This is a genomic window from Winogradskyella sp. 266wxhm, assembly GCF_058964685.1.
On sequence record NZ_CM179559.1, the window covers coordinates 2,062,992 to 2,083,022 of the forward strand.

The 20,031-nt window shown below is 33.0% G+C and carries 16 protein-coding genes; 11 read left to right on the forward strand and 5 right to left on the reverse strand.

The features are described from left to right. Window positions 1-2 precede the first annotated feature (2 nt). The gene (locus AC2H4K_RS09060) at window positions 3-419 is read right to left on the reverse strand and encodes an ATP-dependent zinc protease family protein (RefSeq protein ID WP_281139218.1); all 417 of its coding nucleotides are present in this window, start codon (window positions 417-419) and stop codon (window positions 3-5) included. Between the two features lie 87 nt (window positions 420-506). Between AC2H4K_RS09060 and uvrC the strand changes: the two genes are divergently transcribed. Both uvrC and AC2H4K_RS09070 read left to right on the forward strand, forming a co-directional pair. Then, window positions 507-2,300, forward strand: a complete 1,794-nt coding sequence (uvrC, locus tag AC2H4K_RS09065; protein ID WP_493742346.1) for an excinuclease ABC subunit UvrC — start codon at window positions 507-509, stop codon at window positions 2,298-2,300. A 48-nt stretch (window positions 2,301-2,348) separates the two neighbouring features. Beyond that, window positions 2,349-4,565 carry a patatin-like phospholipase family protein gene (locus tag AC2H4K_RS09070; protein ID WP_493742347.1) on the forward strand — a complete coding sequence of 739 codons (2,217 nt, stop codon included), beginning with the start codon at window positions 2,349-2,351 and terminating at the stop codon, window positions 4,563-4,565. Window positions 4,566-4,598: 33 nt separating this feature from the next. On the opposite strand, the gene AC2H4K_RS09075 is transcribed toward AC2H4K_RS09070, so the two are convergent. Together AC2H4K_RS09075 and AC2H4K_RS09080 are read right to left on the reverse strand one after the other, a co-directional pair. Further along, window positions 4,599-5,021, reverse strand: a complete 423-nt coding sequence (locus AC2H4K_RS09075) for a hypothetical protein (protein ID WP_281139216.1) — start codon at window positions 5,019-5,021, stop codon at window positions 4,599-4,601. An 80-nt stretch (window positions 5,022-5,101) separates the two neighbouring features. Beyond that, window positions 5,102-5,680 (reverse strand): hypothetical protein, encoded by a 579-nt coding sequence (locus AC2H4K_RS09080; RefSeq protein ID WP_281139215.1) that lies wholly within the window; start codon window positions 5,678-5,680, stop codon window positions 5,102-5,104. Between the two features lie 257 nt (window positions 5,681-5,937). On the opposite strand from AC2H4K_RS09080, the gene AC2H4K_RS09085 reads away from it, so the two are divergent. From AC2H4K_RS09085 to AC2H4K_RS09125, 9 genes are all read left to right on the forward strand, one after another. Further along, on the forward strand, window positions 5,938-7,095 hold the full coding sequence (locus AC2H4K_RS09085) for a homogentisate 1,2-dioxygenase (protein WP_281139214.1): 1,158 nt from the start codon (window positions 5,938-5,940) through the stop codon (window positions 7,093-7,095). Between the two features lie 15 nt (window positions 7,096-7,110). Further along, window positions 7,111-7,587 (forward strand): CCC motif membrane protein, encoded by a 477-nt coding sequence (locus AC2H4K_RS09090; protein ID WP_281139213.1) that lies wholly within the window; start codon window positions 7,111-7,113, stop codon window positions 7,585-7,587. Between the two features lie 13 nt (window positions 7,588-7,600). Next, window positions 7,601-8,761 (forward strand): 4-hydroxyphenylpyruvate dioxygenase, encoded by a 1,161-nt coding sequence (gene hppD / locus AC2H4K_RS09095; RefSeq protein ID WP_281139212.1) that lies wholly within the window; start codon window positions 7,601-7,603, stop codon window positions 8,759-8,761. 266 nt (window positions 8,762-9,027) lie between these two features. Beyond that, complete coding sequence (locus tag AC2H4K_RS09100; protein ID WP_281139211.1) at window positions 9,028-9,807, forward strand: DUF3108 domain-containing protein; 780 nt, start codon at window positions 9,028-9,030, stop codon at window positions 9,805-9,807. Between the two features lie 8 nt (window positions 9,808-9,815). After that, on the forward strand, window positions 9,816-10,748 hold the full coding sequence (locus tag AC2H4K_RS09105) for a tryptophan 2,3-dioxygenase family protein (RefSeq protein WP_281139210.1): 933 nt from the start codon (window positions 9,816-9,818) through the stop codon (window positions 10,746-10,748). Between the two features lie 3 nt (window positions 10,749-10,751). Continuing rightward, window positions 10,752-12,059: a peptidoglycan DD-metalloendopeptidase family protein gene (locus AC2H4K_RS09110; RefSeq protein ID WP_281139209.1), complete on the forward strand. Its 1,308-nt coding sequence runs from the start codon at window positions 10,752-10,754 to the stop codon at window positions 12,057-12,059. A 7-nt stretch (window positions 12,060-12,066) separates the two neighbouring features. Beyond that, window positions 12,067-13,713 carry a glucose-6-phosphate isomerase gene (gene pgi, locus AC2H4K_RS09115; protein WP_281139208.1) on the forward strand — a complete coding sequence of 549 codons (1,647 nt, stop codon included), beginning with the start codon at window positions 12,067-12,069 and terminating at the stop codon, window positions 13,711-13,713. Window positions 13,714-13,874: 161 nt separating this feature from the next. Continuing rightward, a complete protein-coding gene (locus AC2H4K_RS09120; RefSeq protein WP_281139207.1) occupies window positions 13,875-16,412 on the forward strand; it encodes a TonB-dependent receptor in 2,538 nt (845 codons plus the stop codon). 15 nt (window positions 16,413-16,427) lie between these two features. Next, the gene (locus AC2H4K_RS09125) at window positions 16,428-18,071 is read left to right on the forward strand and encodes a choice-of-anchor J domain-containing protein (protein ID WP_281139206.1); all 1,644 of its coding nucleotides are present in this window, start codon (window positions 16,428-16,430) and stop codon (window positions 18,069-18,071) included. A gap of 50 nt (window positions 18,072-18,121) precedes the next feature. On the opposite strand, the gene gldD is transcribed toward AC2H4K_RS09125, so the two are convergent. Continuing rightward, window positions 18,122-18,706, reverse strand: coding sequence for a gliding motility lipoprotein GldD (gene gldD / locus AC2H4K_RS09130; RefSeq protein WP_281139205.1), 585 nt, complete (start codon window positions 18,704-18,706; stop codon window positions 18,122-18,124). Between the two features lie 3 nt (window positions 18,707-18,709). Next, on the reverse strand, window positions 18,710-20,020 hold the full coding sequence (locus AC2H4K_RS09135) for a gliding motility-associated protein GldE (protein WP_281139204.1): 1,311 nt from the start codon (window positions 20,018-20,020) through the stop codon (window positions 18,710-18,712). Window positions 20,021-20,031 lie beyond the last annotated feature (11 nt).

Below are 20,031 nucleotides of genomic sequence, written 5' to 3' on the forward strand. Positions count from 1 at the left end.
GTTTATTGATTAAATGATTGATTTTCTAAATCAACGTCAACTAAGAATTTATGTCTCAAAAACTGACGGCCGATTAGTACAGGAAACTTCATGTCTTCCCTAGTGCTTAAAGTTAAGTTAATCTTATATTTTTTACCAAAGAATATCACAGATGTTTTGATTTTGTATCGATTTTCTCTGTGACCGTTACTACTTTTAACATCAGTATAGGAATACTCATCAAAAACAACTTCGTCACTTTTAAAATTTGGATGCCCTTTACTTTCAAAGATACAGTAAAGCTTTTGGCCTTCTTCTCTGATTTTTGAACAGTGTATGGCTGAGGTGTAAGCTCCAGTATCAATTTTAACGTCTATTGTATTAAGATTTAAATCAGGAAAGTCGACTTTGTCAACACGTCCCAGAACCTTTTTAGTCATAATTTCATTTTTAAAAAAGTGGCGCAAGATAGTGATAAAGTTCATTCAAAATACAGGTATTGAAATCTTATTATTACCTTTGATATAATGCCAGAAACAACCCTAGATATACAAATAAAAACGCTGCCACATCAGCCTGGAGTTTACCAATATTTTGATATTAACAATAAGCTTATTTACGTTGGTAAAGCCAAAGATATTAAAAAGCGGGTAGGTAGTTATTTTACTAAACAACACGATTATGGAAAAACTCGAGTTTTAGTAAAAAATATAGCATCGATTAAACATATTGTTGTTGAAACCGAAAATGACGCTTTACTGTTAGAAAATAACCTTATAAAAAAATATCAGCCTAAGTATAATGTGATGCTTAAGGATGATAAATCGTATCCTTGGATTTGTGTAAAAAAAGAACGTTTTCCTAGGATTTTTCCAACCCGAAGAGTTATAAAAGATGGGTCTGAATATTTTGGTCCATATACCAGTATGAAAACTGTGAAAACACTCTTGGGTTTAATAAAAGGGGTATATCAATTGCGTACTTGTAATTATGATTTATCTGAAGCTAAAATTGAAGCCGGTAAATACAAAGTGTGTTTAGAGTATCATTTGGGCAATTGTAAAGGGCCTTGTGAAGGTTATGAATCGGAGGAAGAGTACCAAGCTAATATCATTGCTATTCGAGAGATATTAAAGGGGAATTTTAAGGATTCATTACAGCAATTTAGGACTCAAATGAGGCAGTATGCGGAAGCGATGCAATTTGAAAATGCACAGAAAATAAAAGAAAAACTAGAGGTTTTAGAAAATTATCAGGCTAAGTCTACCATTGTAAATCCTAAGATTAGCAACGTTGATGTGTTTTCAATCGTTAGTGACGAAACTTATGCTTACATCAACTTTTTACAGTTGAGTTATGGCTCTATTATAAGGTCTCACACTTTAGAATTAAAAAAGAAACTTCAAGAATCTGACCAAGAACTTTTAGAATTGGCGATTACAGAAATAAGACAACGATTCAACTCAAATTCAAGAGAGATTTATGTGCCTTTTAAAGTCGACCTTGGTGAAAATATTAAAGTTACAATTCCAAAATTAGGCGATAAAAAAAGCATTTTAGATTTGTCTGAGCGTAATGCTAAGTATTACCGAATGGATAAGTTGAAGCAGATAAAAATTGTAGATCCAGATCGTCATACCAATAGAATTATGGCACAGATGAAAGCGGATTTGCGTTTGTCTGAAGAACCAAGACATATTGAATGTTTCGATAACTCCAACATACAAGGTACTAACCCTGTTGCAGCTTGTGTAGTTTTCAAAAACGGAAAGCCAAGTAAAAAAGACTATCGTCATTTTAATATAAAAACGGTTGAAGGTCCAGATGATTTTGCTTCTATGGAAGAAGTGGTTCATAGGCGCTATAAGCGATTATTGGAAGAAGATGAACCGTTGCCACAACTCATAATTATTGATGGAGGAAAAGGCCAATTATCATCCGCTTTAAAGAGTTTGGATGTTTTAGGGTTAAGAGGAAAAATAGCTATTATCGGAATTGCAAAACGTTTAGAAGAATTATTCTATCCAAATGATCCAATTCCCTTATATTTAGATAAAAAAAGCGAAACTCTAAAAATCATACAGCAATTACGTAACGAAGCTCACCGTTTTGGTATAGAACACCATAGAAATAGACGAAGTAAGGGTGCTTTAAAAACAGAGTTGGAAAATATTTCAGGTGTAGGTGAACAAACCATTGTAGATTTAATGAAACAGTTTAAAACTGTAAAGCGAATCGCTAATGCCAAATTAGATGAACTGGAAGCTGTTGTAGGAGTATCAAGAGCCAATAAAATTTATAACTATTATCATAAAGAGTAGGTGAAACAATCCCAAATATATCATCAAAGAATAGCTAAAAGATTTTTATTGCTAGTTGCAGTAATGTTTTCTGGTTTGCTATCATTCACATTGCTGGCTCAAGACAAAAATGAACCTAAAGTTGGTTTGGTTCTCAGTGGTGGCGGAGCCAAAGGTTTTGCACATATAGGTGCTTTAAAAGTTATTGATAGTTTAGGTATAAAAATAGATTATGTAGCAGGTACGAGTATGGGTGCCATTATTGGATCATTATATGCCACAGGATATACAGGTAAGCAATTAGAAGAAATGTTTGAACAACAGGATTTTGATGAGCTTATAAACGATAAGTTTCCAAGATCTTCTAAACCATTTTATGAAAGAGAGAATGTTGAAAAATATGCGGTAAGTCTGCCTTTTGATGGGTTTAAAATTAATTTACCTTCAGGTTTGTCTAGAGGTCAAAATGTCTATAACTTACTATATCAATTAATGCTTCCGGTTAATGATGTTAGAGATTTTGACGAACTACCTATACCTTTCTTTTGTATTGCAACAGATATAGAAACAGGAGAGTCTGTAGTTATGGACAAAGGTAGATTACCAGAAGCTGTTGCGGCAAGTGGTGCGTTGCCATCTTTGTTTCAACCAGTAGTTATAGGTGATAGAATTTTAATCGATGGTGGAGTTACAAATAACTTTCCTGTTGAAGAGCTTAGAGCTAAAGGGATGGATGTTATTATTGGAGTAGATGTTCAAGATGGTTTAAAGGACAGAGAATCTTTAAATTCCGCACCAGATATTTTGCTGCAAATTAATAATTTCAGGACCATAAACGCTATGAAAAACAAAGCGCCTTTAACCGATATTTATATCAAGCCAGATATTGAAAATTTTTCGGTTATTTCATTCAGTGAAGGTCATGATATTATTGCAAGTGGTGAAGCGGCGGCAAGAGTAAATATCTCTCAATTATTGAAAATAAAAGACAAACAAATTGATAAAAATTATACAAGATCACAATTAAAACAACCTGATAGTTTAATAATAAATAATATAAATGTAACAGGTAATGATCGTTATACTAGATCTTATATTTTAGGTAAACTAAGGCTTAAAGGTGGTGAGAAACTTTGTCAAGATGATTTTAAAGAGAACATTAACAACCTAATAGCTACTAATAATTTTGACACTTTTAGATACCGATTAGTTCCAATTGATAATAGTGAAGAGTATAGTCTTACTGGTACAATTACAGAGAGTAAAGCTTCTACTTTTTTAAGATTTGGTTTGCATTATGATGGTTTGTATAAAAGCGCCTTGATAGCTAATCTTACTAAAAAAAGATTATTATTTAATAACGATGTTGCATCCTTAGATGTAGTTTTAGGTGACAATTCACGTTATAATTTCGATTACTTTATAGATAAAGGGTTTTACATCAGTATAGGGTTAAAATCGCGTTATAATAAATTTGAACGTAATATTAATCCTTTCGTGGCTATATCAGACACCCTTTTGGCTGGGCTTAATAAGATCAGTATAGAGTATCAGGATTTTACAAATCAATTGTACTTACAGACAATTTTCAGGAAAGATTTTGCACTTAGGGCAGGTGTAGAACACAAGCGTTTAAAGATAACTTCAGAGACACTGTTGTCAGAAGATCAAAATGATGATATTGTTTTTGAAAACACGGATTACTTTAGTCTTTTTGGAAATTTAAAGTTTGACAGCTATAGCGATTCTAATTTTGCTAAAAGAGGATTCTATTTTAATGGTGATTTCCATTTGTATCTGAATGCTTCAGGTTTTAATCAAGATTTTGAAGAATTCTCTATAGCTAAAGCAGATATTGGTTATGCGTTTAGTGTAAGTGATAAAATGGCTGTAAGGTTAGAATCTAGAGGAGGTTTTACTGTTGGTGATAAATCTACAACTTCACTTAATTTTGCATTAGGAGGTTATGGCAAAAATTTCATCAATAATATCTATTCGTTTTACGGTTATGACTATGTAGATGTTATAGCGAATAGTTTTGTAAAAACCAATCTTACTTTAGATTATGAACTTTTCAAAAAACACCACATTATTCTTGCTGCTAATATTGCTAATGTAGAAGACGAACTTTTTGAAACAGGCAATTGGTTCTCTTCACCAGATTATACAGGTTATGCTTTGGGCTATTCTTTGGAAACGTTTTTAGGGCCAATAGAAGGAAAGTACACCTATTCTCCAGAGACCGGTAATAGTTATTGGTTCTTTAATCTAGGATTTTGGTTTTGATATGAAATGAAGTGTCATACTGAACTTGTTTCTCTAATTCATAAAGAAAATGCCCTTACCTTCAAAAAGGTAATTATTTAGAAAATTATCAAATATACTAGACAACAAAACCTCTTTACTGTTAACAGTATTTGTTATACCATTATCCAAAGGTTTACAGCCTCTTAAATTTTGTGTGTAATCATAATAGGTGTTTTCTACAATGCTAATGTTTGAAAACAACTTGGTGTTTAAAGCTTCGGAATTAAATTCAAGGCTAGGATATTTTAAATCATAAATTAGCAAGGGATTAGTGTCAACTTCGATTTTATAATTCTGTTCGTATACATCTGAAGAGAAAGTCATGTAACTGCTTAACTTTACTGTAGAAAAAGCATATTTCTTATTGGTGTGTTCTTGACTATTTAAGTGAAGAGTAGAAATGAAAATAATGATGAGTAGACTTAAATTTTTCATAAATAAAAGATTACTTTTTTAAATTTAAGAAAAATCTTTTAAGAGTTTTAATTCTTTAATTACAATCTCAAAATAATTAATCAGTGCTTTTTTGATGCTATATTATCTAAACTGATGATTATAAAATTATAAGATAGATTATTCCTTTTTAAGTCAAGTATAAGTTTATCTAAATTTTTTGACAACTTTCCTAATTTATAAGAATATGTGTAAACGATCAAATCTTTACTAAAGTCTAATTCAACTTTATCCCCATCTAAGTTATAATAAGAAAAATCTGAAAGAGGACTACTTTGATAAACGCCAGATGAGGAGCTACCAATACTTTTATTAATTACACTAGAGATTGATCCAAAGCAGCTATTTTTATCCTTTAAATCTGAACCGTTAGCTACAAGTCTATCATTATCAAAAATACCATAATAGTAAACAACTCTTCTTTTCATAACATCGAATATTAAATCGTTGTAGTCTTGCTCTTTTACAACTAATATTTTTTCTAAATCAAGTGAGGTTGTTTTATTAATGAAATCTTTATAATCATTTAAACTAGTAAATTCTATTTCTTTATTTATACCATTTACTCCTTTATAAATTGGCTTGCATGAATAGGAGTAGATAATAATAAGAACAACTAAAATATTTGAACATCTCATCATTTTTCAGAACTAACAGATAAATAATTTTCATATTACAAAATTTTTCGATATTTGTAACACTATGAAACCATTCTGGCCAAACTTAAAACTTCATTTACACTTCCTTATCAAAAGGAATCCAGAATAATTGTGCTGTTAGCTGAGATAAATTAAGAATCTCATCTACCATATTAAATTTCAATTTTTGTACCTTTAAAACGTTTAGTCTTTTGCTTCAAGTAAACGAATAAACAATTCAACAATTAAACAATTTTGCAATGCCATTTTATCATAAATTAGGGGAGATTCCACCAAAACGTCATACACAGTTTAAAAAGTCTAATGGTGACTTTTACTATGAGCAATTGTTTGGTACTATTGGTTTCGATGGTATGTCTACCAATAGTTATCATGAACAACGACCAACACAAGTAAAAGAAATAAGGAAGCAGTACAGTGTAGCGCCAAAGGTTGCAAAGGCAAATAATATGCAATCTTACCGTTTTCACGGATTTAAAGTAAAACCAGAAAATGATTATTTAGACAGTCGTAAAATTGTATTGACTAATAGTGATTGTAATATCATCTTGGCAGCACCAAAACAATCCACGAAAGATTATTTTTATAAAAACACAGATGCCGATGAGCTAATCTTCATCCATAAAGGCTCAGGAAAATTAAGAACGCATTTAGGGAATTTAGATTTTAAATATGGTGATTATCTTTTGGTGCCAAGAGGTATAATCTACAAGTTAGATTTTGATACTGAAGACAACAGATTGTTTATTGTAGAATCTTATCGTCCAATATACACACCAAAACGTTATCGTAATTGGTTCGGACAATTATTAGAGCATTCGCCGTTTTGTGAACGTGATTTAAGACAGCCTCAAGAATTGGAAACTTATAATGAATCTGGTGAGTTTCTCATCAAAATAAAAAAACAAGACGAAATTTTCGATATGGTTTATGCCTCGCATCCTTTTGATGTTGTAGGGTATGATGGTTATAACTATCCATACGCCTTTTCAATTCACGATTTCGAACCCATAACTGGTCGTGTGCATCAACCACCTCCAGTGCACCAAACTTTTGAGACCGATGCTTTTGTAGTCTGTAGTTTTGTGCCACGTTTGTATGATTATCATCCATTAGCAGTGCCAGCGCCTTATAATCATAGTAATATAGATAGTGATGAGGTGTTGTATTATGTAGATGGTGATTTTATGAGTAGAAATGATATTGCTGCAGGACATATCTCGTTACATCCTGCAGGTATTCCTCATGGACCGCATCCAGGAGCCATGGAACGCAGTATCGGAAAAGTAAAAACAGATGAGTTGGCTGTAATGGTAGATACATTTAAGCCTCTTAAAGTTACAGAAGAAGCTTTAGAAATAGCAGACGAAGATTACTTCAAATCTTGGTTAGAATAATTATAGAAATATTTAATGAACCAAAAAAAATTACCAGCAGATTCTGGGGCAATGACCTTAGGGATAATATCACTATCAATAGTATTGATAGGGTTTTGTTGTGGCTTGTTAGCTGTAGCTGCTTTAGTATTAAGTATTATAGGACTTGTAAAAGCTAATAAAAGTATAGCGCTGTATAGAGAAAATGAAGAATTGTATTTAGAGCAGAGCTATAAGAATGTTAATACAGGAAGAATTTTAAATATCATAGCTATCCCAATTAGTGGTATAGTATCCTTGATTATGATTGGGTATTATTTTCTTTATGGTGCAGCTGTATTATCATTTTTAACCCTTTTTGGTTCTATGGCTTCAGAAATGGAGAGGCAATCAACCTATCCTGATTATGAGTATTATGAAGAAACAACCGACTCTACAGATACTTGGGGAGACGATGATTATATTATAGAAGAAGAAATAGACTCTATTAACCTAGATTCAATTCAAGAATAAAAACTAAAATATTATGGCAAAAGAAATAGAAAGTGTAAACTACGGTTTGGAAAAAATATTTGACGGAGCTCAAGATTTTCTTCCTCTTTTAGGAACCGATTATGTAGAATTTTATGTGGGTAATGCAAAACAAGCTGCACATTTCTACAAAACGGCATTTGGTTTCCAATCCTATGCTTATAAAGGATTAGAAACTGGTTCAAAGGAAACAGTAAGTTATGTGCTAAAGCAAGATAAAATAAGATTAGTGCTTACCACACCTTTAAACTCTAAACATCCTATAAACAATCATATTGTTAAACACGGAGACGGAGTTAAAGTTGTGGCACTTTGGGTAGAAGATGCCAGAAGTGCTTACGAAGAAACGACCAAGCGTGGTGCAAAATCTTTTATGGAACCTATGGTTGAAGAAGATGAATACGGAGAAGTGGTCAGAGCTGGAATTTATACCTATGGTGAGACGGTTCATATGTTTGTAGAGCGTAAAAACTACAACGGAGTATTTATGCCTAAGTTTGAAAAATGGGAATCAGATTATAATCCAGAACCAGTAGGTCTAAAATATATAGACCACATGGTTGGTAATGTTGGTTGGGGTGAAATGAATACTTGGGTAAAATGGTATGAAGATGTTATGGGATTTGTGAATTTCTTATCCTTTGATGATAAGCAAATACATACCGAATACTCAGCTTTAATGAGTAAAGTAATGAGTAACGGAAATGGTCGTATCAAATTTCCGATTAATGAACCTGCAGAAGGAAAAAAACGTTCACAGATTGAAGAGTATTTAGATTTTTATGAAGGAGCAGGTGTGCAACACATAGCTGTGGCAACTGATGATATTATAAAAACCGTTTCGGACTTACGAAGTAGAGGTGTTGAGTTTTTATCCATTCCACCAGAAGAATATTATAGAGCTGTTCCTGGACGTTTAGAAGAATTTAGTCATGAACTTCGTGAAGATATAGAGACCCTAAAAAGTCTGGGTATTATGATAGATGCGGATGAAGAAGGGTATTTGCTTCAGATTTTTACGAAGCCAGTTGAAGATAGACCAACGTTGTTCTTCGAAATTATTCAGCGAATGGGAGCTCGTGGTTTTGGTGCAGGTAACTTTAAAGCGTTGTTTGAGTCTATTGAAAGAGAGCAAGAAAAAAGAGGAACATTATAAAAAAATAGCGCGTTTAACTCCTTAACTGTTAAACGCGCTGACAAAAAACCAACTCTATTCTCACATATAATTTATATGTTTTGATTAGCTCTACTATAACATCGTTAAAGTTTAAAAATGTGAGCATTAACAGAAATAATTATAAATTAATCTAAGGTTTTTGGATTGTAATTCAAGCTTTTAATACATTTGGAACAGTAATTGTATTTGTGATATTGGTAACACAGCAAATGTGTGCAATTGATTAAATTTACAAACTAGAAATTATGAAACATTTATTTACAATTATATTATTATTTGTAGGGTTTCACGCTCCAAGTTCACAAAAAGAATCTGCTTTCCAAGAAGGGGAATGGTTTAAGTTCGAAATGAGCTATAGTGGCTTTTTAAAAGCCGGAAATGCGACCTTAACTTTAAAGGATACAACTTTAGATGGTAAGCAAGTTTATCATGTTGTTGGTAAAGGTTGGACCACAGGTGCTATAAAGTGGTTTTTCAAAGTAAAAGATAGGTACGAAAGTTACTTCGATAAAGAAACTGGTGTGCCTTATAAGTTTATCAGAAAGATAGATGAAGGAGGTCATACTAAAGATATAGAAATAGATTTCGACCATAAAGCGCGAAAAGCTACAGTTAATAATAAGAAAAAGAAACAGGTTGAAACTTTCGCTACTGAGAAAGATGTTCAAGACATGGTATCCATGTACTATTACCTTAGGAATAGTATTGATATAGATAACCTGAAGCATGGTGATGAAATTCAAACTAACATGTTTTTCGATGAGGAAAACTTTGGTTTTAAACTAAAGTATTTAGGTAGGGAAACAATAAAGACAGAATTTGGTAAAGTAAAAACTCTAAAATTTAGACCATACGTAATGGCAGGTAGGGTTTTTAAGGAAGAAGAAAGTTTAACTTTATGGGTAAGTGCTGATAAAAATAAAATACCTTTGAAGATTAAAGCGGATTTAGCTGTAGGTTCTTTAAGAGCAGATTTAGTAGCTTTTAAAGGCTTAAAACATTCTTTCAACATAGAATTTGATTAATATAATATATGCACGATTTACATAAATTTGATGATATTGTAAAAGAGCTTCAAAAAAAGTACACTGCAATAGATCAAGATACTGATGACCACTTATACGGCTTGCTTTATAGCAAGCCGATTACATATTGGGATTATATACAAACTGATGCGCTTTTAAGTCTTCAGAACCAGCGCACTACACTTCCTGATGAAATGGTTTTTATAGCCTATCATCAAATCAATGAGCTTATTTTTAAGATGATACTTTGGGAAATTCATCAAGTAGCAGAAAGAGAAAATTTAGATGCTACTTTTTTCGAAAGTAAAATAATGCGTATCAGTCGCTATTTTGATATGCTCACAACCTCTTTCAACATTATGAGAGAAGGTATGGAAGTGGAGCAATATATGAAGTTTAGATACACTTTAACACCTGCAAGTGGATTCCAAAGTGCACAATACAGACTTATAGAATTTGCTTCTACAGAACTTATTAATCTAATTGATTACAGATTTAGAGCAAATATAGACCGAAACACTCCTTATACTCATGCCTTTGAGCACTTGTATTGGCAAGCGGCAGGAAAAGATCATAAAACTGGGAAAAAATCAACACTTTTAGTTAATTTTGAAAAACGATACAAAGACGAGTTTTTAAGATTTATGGAAACTTATAATACCAAAAATCTTTGGACACGTTTTAAAGAGTTGCCGCCAGAAGATCAAAAAGATGAAGATTTGGTGAAAGCGATGCGTCATTACGATTATACAGTCAATGTAACGTGGGTAATGGCTCATTATAATACAGCTGTTCATTATATAGAAAGTGGTCTTGGTGATGGAGAGGCAACAGGAGGTAGTGATTGGAAAAAGTATATGCATCCAAAATATCAGAAGCGTATATTCTTTCCAGAATTATGGAGTAAAGAAGAATTAGACAACTGGGGAAATAACTTATAATTAATGCATTTAAAAAAATATGTGGCAATAGTTTTTATTGCTGTGAGCATTTGGGCATGTAAAGATGATAATTCTGCTGAAAAAGTAGAAGAAAAGGAACTTGCCGAAATCGTTGAAGAGGAGAAAATATTAGAATTTGGTTTTAATCTTAAGGATTATGAGGTTAAACGAGACACCATTAGAAAAGGAGATACTTTTGGTGAAATTATGGGTCGTCATAATATAGGGTACCCTCAAATTTTTCAAATTGCAGAAAGGACTAAGGACTCTTTTGATGTTACTAAGGTTATACCAGGAAAACCTTTTACACTTTTATACTCTAAGGAATCTGTAAACGATAGTTTACCAAGCCCTGAAACATTTATCTATCAACCTAATCAAGAGCAATACGTAGTTATCAATCTTAAAGATTCTATTCATGCGTATACAAGCAGAAAACCAATAACTTATATTGAAAAAACAGCAACTGGAGTTATTGAAAATAACATATCACAAACTTTAGAAGAAAAAGGTCTAAGTCAAAGATTAGCCTATAAAATGGCAGATGATATCTATGCCTGGACCATAGATTTTAGAAGGCTTCAAAAAGGTGATCGTTTCAAAGTTATTTATACAGACAAATACATAGATGATACTATTTATGCAGGTGTTCATAATGTGAAAGCTGCTTATTTTGAGCATAATGGAGACTCTTTATATGCGTTTCAGTTTGAAACAGATTCTATTAAAGGAATTAGAGACTACTTTAATGAAGATGCTAAGAACTTAAGACGAGCGTTTTTGAAAGCACCAGTACAGTTTAGTAGAATTTCATCGCGTTACAACCTAAAACGCCGTATAGCTTATTATGGCTATAAAATTCGTCCGCATAAAGGAACTGATTTCGCAGCTCCTGTAGGAACACCAATCATGGCTACAGCAAATGGAACTGTGACAGAGTCTACAAGAAGAGGAGGTAATGGTAAATATGTAAAAATTAGACATAATGCAACTTACTCTACCCAATACCTCCATATGAAAGCCCAAAACGTGAAAAAAGGTCAGTTTGTAAAACAAGGTGATATAATAGGTTGGGTTGGAATGACAGGTAATACTGGTGGTCCGCATGTGTGTTATCGCTTTTGGAAAAATGGAAAACAGGTAGATCCTTTTAAACAGAAATTGCCAGAGGCAGAGCCTATTTCAGATAGTTTAAAAATTAAATATTTAGACTATATAGCACCGATAAAACAACGATTGGACAACATCTTTTTCTTAGAAGCAGAACCAAAAGAAAAAGAAAACTCAATTTCAGAAAACCCAATATCATAAATCAAAAATGGCATTAAAATCAACCAACCCAACTACTACAAACGCATGGAGTAAACTTCAAGCACATTTTGAAGATATAAAGACCGAGCATTTGAGAGATTTATTTAGCTCAAATGAAAAAAGAGCTGATGAGTTAACAATAAAATGGGATGATTTTTATGCAGATTTTTCAAAAAATAGAATTACCAAAGAAACTTTAAACCTTCTTGTAGAGCTAGCTAACGAAGTAGATTTAAAAGATGCGATTTCAAAATATTTCGAAGGTGAAATTATAAACGCCACAGAAGGAAGAGCAGTTTTGCATACAGCGTTAAGAGCTCCAAAAAAGGCTAAAGTTTTGGTAGGTGGCGAAGATGTTATTCCTGAAGTACATGCTGTAAAGAAAAAAATTGAAGACTTTACTAATGCTGTAGTTAATGGAATACACAAAGGGTATACTGGTAAAAACATTACAGATATTGTAAATATTGGTATTGGAGGTTCAGATCTTGGACCAGCAATGGTTGTAGATTCACTACAGTTTTACAAAAATCATCTCAATACGCATTTTGTAAGTAATGTAGATGGTGATCATCACAAAGAAATTATAAAGAATTTAAATCCTGAAACTACATTGTTTGTAATTGTTTCAAAGACATTTACAACTCAAGAAACACTTTCTAATGCCAATTCAATAAGAGCATGGTTTTTAGAATCTCAACCAGAAGAAGCGGTTTCTAATCATTTTGTGGCTGTTTCCACAAATGTTGATAGCGTAAAAGCATTCGGAATTGCTGAAGAGAATATCTTCCCTATGAAAGACTGGGTTGGTGGACGTTTTTCACTTTGGAGTGCTGTAGGCTTATCCATAAGTCTTGCCTTAGGTTATCAGAATTTTGAAAGTTTATTAGAAGGTGCTTATAAAATGGATGAGCATTTTAAAACTGCAGACTTTAATGCCAATATCCCTGTAACTTCTGCATTGTTAACAGTTTGGTACAATAACTTTTTTAAAGTAGAAAGCGAAGCAGTTATTCCGTATACACAATATTTAAATCAGTTTGCTACTTACCTTCAGCAAGGTATTATGGAAAGCAATGGTAAGAGTGTAGATAGGTCAGGGAATAAGGTAGACTATCAAACTGGAACTATTATTTGGGGCGAACCAGGAACAAACTCTCAACACGCTTTCTTTCAATTAATCCATCAAGGAACCAAGTTAATTCCAGCGGATTTTATAGGCTTTATAGAATCTTTATATGGAAATAAAGATCATCATGATAAGTTAATGTCTAACTACTTTGCACAGACAGAAGCTCTCATGAATGGTAAAACAGAAACTGAAGTTTTACAAGAGTTAAATTCTCAGAATCTTTCTCAAGAAGAAATAGACGTACTCCTACCTTTCAAAATATTCGATGGTAACAAACCAACAACTTCTTTATTGATTAAAAAGTTATCTCCAGAAAGTTTAGGTAAACTTATTGCTATGTACGAGCACAAAATATTTGTACAGGGTATTATCTGGAACATATACAGTTACGATCAATTTGGTGTGGAATTAGGTAAGCAATTAGCAAAATCTATACTTAAAGAACTTCAAAATGATGCTATTTCTTCACATCATGATGCTTCTACTCAAAATTTAGTCGACTTTTATAAGAAGAATTGTTAAAATTTGTTAAAAAGTTTTAATAAATTTTAATTGTGCGTGCATAATATTGGCGATTCTATAATTAACTTCGCGTCGACTAATTGTTAACATTAAGTTAATGTTACAGCTAGGTTAATGCGTAATTTTGCGCTGATGAAAAACCAATTAACTTAAATTTTATAATGAAAAAATTTAATCAATTTTTATGTATTGCTGTTTTGACATTGTTCTCAACAGTTATGTATGCACAAACCACTATCACAGGTAAAGTGATAGATGGTGATTTTAATTCACCTTTACCTGGTGCCAATGTAATAATTAAAGGTACTACAACTGGCGCTACTACTGATTTTGATGGTAATTTCACAATTACTACAGATTCAGGTTCTGGTGAGGTTGTGATTTCGTATGTAGGTTACATATCTCAAACATTTACTTTTGATGGTAATACCGATTTAGGAAGTATTACATTAATGTCTAGTGAAGTTGGTCTTGATGAAATTATGATTGTTGCTTCTGTTGCTGTTGATAGAAAGACTCCTGTAGCGGTTTCTACGATTAGAGCAGAAGAGATTTCTTTAAAATTAAGTACTCAAGAATTTCCTGAAATTTTAAAATCAACACCAGGTGTTTATGCTACTAGAGCAGGTGGTGGTTATGGTGATGGTAGAATCAACTTAAGAGGTTTTGATTCAGAAAATGTTGCTGTAATGATTAACGGTGTACCTGTTAATGACATGGAAAATGGTGCTGTATATTGGAGTAACTGGGCTGGGTTAGGTGATGTAACATCTCAAATGCAAGTTCAGAGAGGTCTTGGGGCTTCTAAAGTAGCGGTATCTTCTGTTGGTGGTACTATAAATATTATTACAAAAACTACTGATGCTGTAAAAGGAGGAAGTATAATGTCTAGCATAGGTAATAATGGTTATTTAAAGTATGGAATGACTTATTCCACAGGTCTTTCTGACAAAGGATTTGCAGCTACGGTTAGTGCTTCAAAAATTGGAGGTGATGGCTATGTAGACGGAACAGAATTCTCAGGATATAATTATTTTATTAGCTTGTCTCAGCAAATAAATGATGCTCATAGATTATCGTTCACTGCATTTGGAGCACAGCAAGAACATGGTCAGCGTTACAATCGCTCAACAATCGCAGAACTTCAGGCTACTGATTCTGGTCCAAGAAGAGCTAATAAGGATTGGGGATATAAAAACGGGGAAGTTTACCACCAATCATTTAACTTTTACCATAAGCCACAAATGTCTATAAATCATTTATGGAATATAAATGACAAATCAGCTCTTTCTACTGCATTATATGCATCTTTTGGTTCAGGTGGTGGTAGAAGAGATGAAGGTACTAAGATTGGTTCTAGCGAATATAGAATTGGTTCAGCAGGTTTACAGCCAATTGATTTTGATAGAATCGTTGAAGAGAATAGAGCAAATGGTGTAAATGGTTCTACAGATATTATTTCATCTTCTAGAAACTCTCATGAGTGGTATGGAATCTTATCTTCTTATAAAAATAGAGTTAATGATGCATTAACTATTTCTGGTGGTTTTGATGGTCGTTATTACATTGGTTCTCACTGGTACCAAGTGGATGATTTATTAGGAGGTCAGTTCTTCTTAGATAATGAAACAGACACATTTGCTTTTGGAAAACCGTTAAAGGTTGGAGATAAATACAATAAAGACTACGATGGTATTGTTGTAAGATATGGACTGTTCGGTCAAGCAGAATATCAAGTTACAGATGCTTTCAATATCTTTGTAGCGGCCGATGTTTCTAACAGTAGTTACAAGCAAAAAGAATATATGAATAATACTATAACAGGTAGCAGATCATCAGATGCTGTTAACTTTGTAGGATATGGTTTCAAAGGTGGTGGAAACTATAATTTAGATTCAAATAACAATGTATTTCTTAATGTAGGTTATTTCTCTAGACCTCCATTTTTAGATTCTGTATTTTTAGATGAAGATGGTATTGATGCTAACGAAGATGCAGTTAATGAAAAGGTATTTAGTGCGGAATTAGGATATGGTTTCCGTGGTGAGAAATTAAGTGCTAATGTTAATATTTACTATACTAACTGGTTAGATAAGTCTTACTCAGGATCAATAGGAACAGGTGATGATATCTTCTTTTACAACGTTTTAGGTATAGATGCATTACACCAAGGTATAGAATTAGATTTTAGATATAAAGCAACTGATGAGTTAACTGTTACTGGTATGGCTTCATTAGGTGACTGGAAATGGAAAAGTAATGTTTCTGCAATTGTAAGAGATCAAGCAGGAGAGCAAGTTGGTGATCCTATTGAGGTTTATGCTGATGGAATTAAAGTAGGTGATGCTGCGCAAACCACGTTTGCTTTAGGAGCTGATTATCAATTAGCACCAAAGTCTAATATTTATTTTGATTATAACTTTGCAGGAGACAATTACGCTTCTTATGATGTGACTAACAGAAGTAGTAGTAATACAAATGATGTTTGGCAACTTCCTGATTTTGGCTTATTCGATTTAGGTATGAGACATACATTCCAAATGGGATCATTTGAAGCTACTTTAACAGGTAAAATAAACAACGTTTTTAATACTGAATATGTTTCAGATGCTAACGATATAGATGGTACTGCTTCAACAGCGCAGGTTTATTTCGGTCCAGGAAGAACTTACAGTGTAGGTCTTAGAGTTAACTTTTAAAAAAAAACAATTAAAATGAAAAGAATAATTTATTGCTTAGCAATTTTTGGAACAATCTTCGTAGGTTGTAATCCAATGGAAGACATCTATGATGGCTTAGATACTAGTGCTGATCCAATTATTGGTACTGATAGTTATACATTAACTAGTGATGATTACGATGCCTTAAGCTTAGGTTTTGGAAGTTTTGATTCTGAACAACAAGCTAAGGATTCTATACCTCAATTATTAGAGGAGATGTATCCATTTTGGGGTGAAGGATCTCAGGTATTAGTAGGTTATGAACTATACATAGGTTCTGCAGAAGGTGTGAGTGATTATACAAACGCTGACATATATGAGTTTACAAATTCTGATTATGCAACAGCAGGAAGTGATGCTTTTGGGTTCTATCCAGATGTAGATGCGACTGATGAAATACCAGCAATTCTTGATGCACAAGTTGCAAGTCCAGTAGAGGGACAAATAGTTTTGGCTAAATATGATCAATATACTGAAGAACCAGAAGTTGGGTTAGCAGATTTGGTATCTTATAACTTTGCAGGAAGTTTTGAGGGTTGGACTGTCGCTGAAGAATTTGGTGGTGATGATGTTTGGACTTCTCAATCAGGTTACGTTCAGGGTAATAGTTACTTTGGTGGTCAAGTTGCAAATACAGAGTGGTTGGTGTCTCCAACAATTGACTTGACAGGGGAAAGCGATCTTAAATTTCAAATTACTCAAGAGTTAGATTATGCTGGTGATGCATCTTTATTAAAGATATATGTGTCTACAGATTATTCAGGTGATGTTTTAACTGCTACTTGGGATGAAATTATCCTAGCAAATCCTGCAACTGGTGATATGGCGTCTTCAGAAGATTATGATTTTTCTGCTTATGATGGGGAAGTTATCAATGTTGCTTTCAGATACGAATCATCAGATTCTGATGCTGCTAGATGGAGAATTGAAAGTTTGAAAATTAAGACATTAGGTGCTACAGGTGAAACTAACTCTAAAGGTGAGTACTTTATGTATTCAGGTGGTGCTTGGGAAGCAGTTGAAGGTGTTTATTACTTAAGCTCTATGGATTTTGACTCAATGGGTGAAGGATCAGGTCAACCAGGACAATATGATAATTTTGGTAGCTCAATACCACCAGACAATTATTTACCAACATTCTTAGAGTTAACATTCCCTTATGCTCAAGAAGAAGATGAATTATTAGTAATTTATGATTATTATTCAAGTTCAAGCGGAGCTCAAATAAGAGGTAATTCTTATACATATATGAATGGTGTATGGTCAGGTCATGAGAGTGTAATTTCTACGACTTTACAATTTGGATTTGAGGATGGTGTTTGGGTACCAGACAATACTATTAGATATACTATGGGTCCTGATGATTATGCAGCTATAGTTGCTGCATTAAGCTCTATTTATCCTGAAGCTACAACTAGTATGGATAATTATGGTAACATGGACAGAAGATCTGGGAATCCAGCAGAATGGACAAATCCTATGGTTCTTGATGCTATTAATATTGTATTAGATGAATTAGATCCTTCTGCTGAGGAAGAGCAAAAATATATTGTTACTATAGATATATATAATGGTAGTAATGGTACTGAAGATTTTGCTGTTATAAAAATGGGAGGTGAATGGGTTTATCAAGAATAAACTTTCACAAATACTAATAAAAAAGCCTATCAATTTTGATAGGCTTTTTTTTATTTATAGAAATTAAATTTCTTCCATTCTAAGCTTTCCATAATATGCTTAATATCCTTCTTAAGGTATTCAGAAGCAGGAAAAATAGAGTCATAATTAGGCTTGGCGTAAAAGTATAAAGAGCCACTTAAAAAGTGTTTTAAACTATCTGTAACGTAAAACTGAGATTGCGATGCGGCATCACCACCAACTTCGTAAAGCATGCCGTAAACCTTTTTCTTTTCGTTTTCAAAAACACTGCTCGATATTTCATCGGCTTTCATTGTATGTTTTTGGGTGAGGTTTTGCGCATCACGTAATAAGCTGTCTAGATTATTCTCGTTAACTTCTTTATATGTAAGATAAATGGTAGCTTTTAGGTTAGGATATTTAACATCCACACCTTTGGCATTGCTTGTTGATTTAACGGCTTTAATCGGATCTGATAATGTATTCTTTTCAAACGAAAATGGTAAAGGAATATTGGTCTTTTTATAACTAGCCTTTGGATATTCTAGCCTTAGATATCCTTTTGGCCTAGGTAGAGGGTCGTCACCACAACCCATTAAAAAAAGACTTAATATTGGTATTACAATTCGTTTCATTACTTAGTTATTAAGTATAGTTAGTTTTATCTGCTTAATCCGTTTTTTCTCCAAAGCTTCAATAGTAAAAACGTAATTTTTGAAATTTATTTTACTCCCGACTCTTGGGAAACCTCCTGAAATCTCTAAAACAAAACCGGCTAAAGTTTCGGCTTCGCCTTTAACGGTTTCAAAATCATTTTCACCTTCAATGCTCAATATCTTATATAGATCTTTTAAAGCGGTCTTACCTTCAAAGCTATAATTGTTATCGTCTAATTTTGTAAAGATAAGATCTTCATCGTCATATTCATCACTAATATCACCTACGATTTCTTCAATAATATCTTCTAAAGATACGAGGCCTGAGGTGCCACCATATTCGTCTACAACAACAGCTAAATGCACTTTTTTGGTTTGGAATTCTACCATTAAATCATCAAGCTTTTTATTTTCAGGAACAAAGAAAGGTTCTCTAAGAATCGATGTCCAATCGAAAGTTTTCTTATTAAGATGAGGTAATAAATCTTTAACGTAAAGTACGCCTTTTACGTTATCTATATTTTCTTCAAAAACAGGAATCCTTGAATAACCATTTTCTACAATTTCTTTAATGATGGTTTCAAATGGAGTAGCAATATTTAAAGCGAACAGATCCATTCGTGGTCGCATGACTTGCTTGGTGTCCGTGTTACCGAAAGAAACAATACCTTGTAACAGTTTCTGTTCTTCTTGAGTAGTGTCTTGATCGTTTGTAAGCTCTAGCGCTTGGGATAGCTGGTCTACACTAAGATTGGAGCGTTGTTTCCCAAAGGTATTCTGAATTTTTATAGTTACAAATCGCATCGGTAAACTAATAGGTGAAAAAATGACATCTAAGACCCTTAGAGGTCTTGCCATAAATGAAGAGAACTTTACGCTATTTCTACTCGCATAAATTTTAGGAACAATTTCACCAAATAATAAAATCAGAAAGGTGGCAGAAACAACCTCTAATAAAAACCGAATTATAGTATGTGTCACATTTTTAAATAGTGTTTCACCGATAAATGCAAACAACAATACAATAGCAATATTTATAAAATTATTAGCGACTAGTATAGTTGCTAACAGTTTTTTGGGACGCTCCAGTAGATTAGCGATAATCTGCATGTTTACAGATTTGTTTTCTAGACCTTCATCAATATTAGATTTGGTTAAAGAAAACAAGGCCACTTCAGCTCCAGAAATTAGGGCCGAACAAATAAGCAGAATAATAAGTAATACAATGCTCGTTATAAACGAGGTATTAGTGACTAATAAATTTGAAATTAAAACCGTGGGTTCTGGATCCAAGATAAATCAGG